Source organism: Anaerovorax odorimutans, from assembly GCF_024459955.1.
GTDB lineage: Bacteria > Bacillota > Clostridia > Peptostreptococcales > Anaerovoracaceae > Hominibacterium > Hominibacterium odorimutans_A.
This window is the reverse complement of record NZ_JANFXK010000110.1, coordinates 1-396: the sequence shown is the minus strand read 5'-3', so window position 1 is coordinate 396 and position 396 is coordinate 1. Positions and strand designations below refer to the sequence as shown.

The window sequence follows — 396 nt, the reverse complement described above, 5'->3', positions numbered from 1 at the left end:
TTTGTTTCATAATTTCTTCTAAGTCTTCATCCGATAACAGTTCATAGGCCGTATCCGACTCTTCCCATACCGTGGCTTGATCCAAACGGTCTGCCAGTGAAATCTCCGCAACAGCCATGGTCACTTCTCCATGCCGGTATGGCTCTGCCTTTCCATCAGTTGTCAAGTTCACGTTCGGATGTTTTAAAATGTCGAATTTCTCGTCCATAATCGGACGCTCACCCCGAATAAAAAGAAGCGCGTAGCGATTGTCCAGCATACGCACTTCATCCGGTGTCATTAGCTCCCTGCCTGAGAGTTGATAGTTCGTTGAATAGTTCCCGGAATGACCGGTAGATTTTCCATAGGTGTTCATATCAATGGTGGCTTTCCCAAGCAGCTCACTGACGTATTTAT

The 396-nt window shown here is 46.2% G+C and carries 1 protein-coding gene; it reads right to left on the bottom strand.

Annotated features, from left to right (window positions below):
• The coding region (locus NE619_RS18095) for a type IV secretory system conjugative DNA transfer family protein (RefSeq protein ID WP_256133873.1) at positions 1–396 on the bottom strand (396 nt) is incomplete at both ends.